The organism is Kamptonema animale CS-326 (assembly GCF_028330895.1).
Taxonomy (GTDB): domain Bacteria; phylum Cyanobacteriota; class Cyanobacteriia; order Cyanobacteriales; family Microcoleaceae; genus Kamptonema; species Kamptonema formosum.
In genome coordinates, this window is sequence record NZ_JAQMUA010000463.1 from 1 (window position 1) to 3,642 (window position 3,642).

Genomic DNA, 3,642 nt, shown 5'->3' on the forward strand with positions numbered 1-3,642 from the left:
ATTTTTACCCGCATCAATTGCCGCACTTCCTGTTAGCAATGCCACCGTCTGCAAACCGCCACCATTCTCTTGCAACGGCCCTAGTTTTGGGTCAGTTTGCAAGACATTAGCTGTAATATTACCATTATTGAAATTATTGGTAATTGCCGGCCACTGTAAATTACCGCCACCATCAGTAAAGTAAGGTGATGGATTCTCGGAAAAACCTTTTCCATCCGAGGCATTTTGCTTGTTATTAAACTCATTGTTTGCCGTATTATTGGCAACTATTGTATTAGTCAACGTAATATTAGTGCTGCCAACAATTCCCCCTCCTTCGCCTCCAGCTTTGTTGCCAGCAATCGTTGTATTCACAATCTTCTGATTGCTAGTAGTTCCGAAGAATAACCCGCCTCCTAAACCGCTGGCATTACTAGATGAAGCTATGGCTTGATTCCCAAAGAAGGTACTATTAGTAATAGTACCTGGTGATTCTTCTCCTACCCATAAACCACCGCCCTGAGCCTCAGCTACATTGTTAGCAAAAGTAGTTTTGCTGATAGTATAAGCACCATTACCAATCCGGACTCCGCCACCAAAAGCATCGTTTCCAGAACCTTTGATCGCCTCGTTATTGATAATTGTGCTGCCTTCAATTACCACATTATCTGGGGGATAGGCAAACAGAAACATCGCCCCCCCTTGTCCTTTTGCTTTATTTCCTTCAAAGCGACTGTTGCTAATAGTAATTGTCCCACCCACAGGCCCATGCTGAAAATCTGGCCCCGAAGCATTAGCTCCATCAGTGTAAATTGCACCGCCATAACCATTAGTATTTACACCGCTGCCAGCCGTTGTATCGTTATTGATGAAAGTTGAGTTTTCTACTGTTAAAGTGCCTAAAAGACTATTAATTGCACCGCCATTACTACCTTTATTGTTAGTAAAAGTAGAGCCTTGTACTGTCAAAGAACCTGCACTTTTAGTTGCGATCGCACCCCCGCCCCGTTCTTGTTTTCCTAGCGAACCATCATTTCCGTCAAATTTACTGTTGATGATAGTAGTTGTACTGCGAAAACCAGTATAAATTCCACCACCGCCGTACCCAGCAATGTTGTTGTTAATTTGAGAATTTTCTACTGTTAAAGTGCTGCTACTTCCAGTTTGAATTCCCCCACCGGAACCAGTAGCTTCGTCATTAGAGTTACTGCTGACATTCCCATTAGCAATAATCAGGTTTTTGAGAGTGACATTTGTGCTGCTTGCTGTTTGTATTACCCGCGAGGCATTATTACCACTGATGGTTAAATTGGCAGCAGCAGCACCATCCAGAATTAAGTTTTTATCAATTACAAGTTGACCTGTTGTTAAAGTAATCGTTTGGTTGGCAAGGCTGGGATCGAAAGTAATCGTATCACCTGCCACAGCCGAGGCGATCGCAGCTCTTAAAGAACCAGTCCCGCTATCATTATTATTGCTAACCTCATTAGCTGCCAAAACGCCTTTATAACTGGAATTTATCTCAGGGTTTAAGTTTAAATTAGCTTCAATTTGACCTTGGGAAAACTCTAAGTTCCAGTTGCTTCCTTCCCCCGTTTTATCGGTGGATGCCGCAATATCAGCTCCAGTTAATTTGCTCAATTGCTCAATAAACTTAGCCCCTTCGCCTGCGGCAACATCGCAGCCGTAAAGCATAATATCTGCTTTTTCAGATAGTATGCTTTGCCATTTTTGCAATTGGCTTTTATGCTGTTCTAAAGTCTCTGAATTGAGAGAAGTATTTCCTAGCTGTAAATTACCCGAACTACCATGAGAAATAATGGAAACTGCATCAATACTTCCATGAATAGCAGCATATTTTTGCAGTTCTGTGGTAATTTGTTCAATGCCATCTTTGTTACTATCTAGGGCAATATATTTAACCCCATTAGGAACTGCTGCGGCTAGAGATTCCCAGTTATCCAAGCTGGAATCAATGAAGATAATTGATTGAGATTGGAGATTTTGACTTGGAGATTGCGAATTGATTGATACAGATGAAATGGACATCCTGTTAACCCAGAAAAGTGTTTACTTGTAGATACACATCTGGAATAATATAGAAGAAGAAAAACGAAGAATTAAGAAGAATTTAGGTATCTTGGAGAGAAGGTAAATGCAATAAAAGTAATGATTTCAGCAACTATAGCAACCGCAAGATAATTAGGATAGGACTTACGCACCCAAGCAAAGAAACCGGGTTTTTTACGAAAATACTTCGTTATGACTCACAGATGCTCTCAAAAACCCGGTTTCTGGGACTTCCTGCGTAAGTTCTAAAAACAATAAATTGTCAAGAGTTACCATAGCAGTTGCTATAATAACCTCCTAAATACTTTGGCGGTTGCTATAAAATCAGGTCGATAGCAGAGCACATTAACTATGACGGAAAATATACTACTAGAGTTCCGCATTATTAAAAATTGCCCTGGAACTTGCGATCGCCAGTTCGATTAAATTATCAGAGTCTTAAAATCTCCAATGGTCAACGCACTCGCCGCCACTCCGTTGAGAGTCGCCAAAATTTGACCGCTACTGGCAATAGCGATCGAAGTCACATTATTGTTAGAGGCGATCGCGAGTTCTCCAAATGTTAACCCCCCAGATAACCCGATCGAATCTTGACCTTGTTGAAAATCTACAATTGTGTCGCTTCCCTGACCTGCTACTAACAGAAATACATCGTTGCCCGAACCACCAATGAGAGTGTCATTACCTAGATCTCCACTGAGAAAGTCATTGCCACTACCGCCAGTCAAGCTGTCATTTTCCTTGCCGCCATAGATCGTATCATCTCCAATACAACCATCAACTAGATCGTCGTTATTATTACCAAATAATAGGTCGTTACCGTCACCACCGCAGAGGGTATCATTCTCTTTTCCTCCAGAGATTGTATCGTTGTCAATGTCGCCCAGGATTAAATCTGCATCTTCATTACCAAAGATTAAATCGTTGCCATCTCCACCGAGAATGCTATCAGTCCCTAAGTTGCCGTAGATGGTATCGTTTCCATTTTCACCTAATAATAGATCGTTGTCTTTACCGCCGAAAATGCTATCGCTATCGATGCCACCAAAAATAGTATCGTTGTCACTATCTCCGCGCAGCAAATCATTACCATTACCGCCAATGATAGCATCGCCATCTTTGCCTCCATAAATGGTATCCTGCTCTGTACCGCCGTCTATGTAATCATTTCCCGTGTTGCCAAATACCTCGTCGCTACCGCTGCTACCACTGAGGTTGTCATCATTTTCCATGCCGTAAATTGTGTCGTTCCCACCCAGTCCATCGATCGCATCGTTAGCTGTACTACCCATCAGTAAGTCATTAGAGTTAGTGGCACTAACGGCGTTATCGGGGGTGTTGGGAGTAACGATGCTGCTGGTACGGGGTAGAGGGAAGCGATCGCAAAGGCAATTGTCACTACCTGGTGTAGGCGTTGGCGTTGGTGTTGGTGTTGTAGTTGGTGTGGGTGTAGGCGTAGGTGTAGGCGTTGCTGTGGGTGTAGGCGTGGGTGTAGGCGTTGGCGTAGGCGTTGGCGTTGGCGTTGGCGAGGGGACTGGCGTGAGGGAAAACTCGTAAGCGCCGATATCTGCGATCGCACTCCCATTACTATCA

General features: G+C 43.2%; 2 protein-coding genes. Both read right to left on the reverse strand.

From position 1 onward, the window contains the following. The coding region (locus PN499_RS27195) for a DUF4347 domain-containing protein (RefSeq protein ID WP_272036453.1) at positions 1-2,028 on the reverse strand (2,028 nt) is incomplete at its 3' end. 443 nt (positions 2,029-2,471) lie between these two features. Continuing rightward, positions 2,472-3,642: calcium-binding protein (locus PN499_RS27200; protein ID WP_272036455.1), on the reverse strand; the 1,171-nt coding region annotated here is incomplete at its 5' end.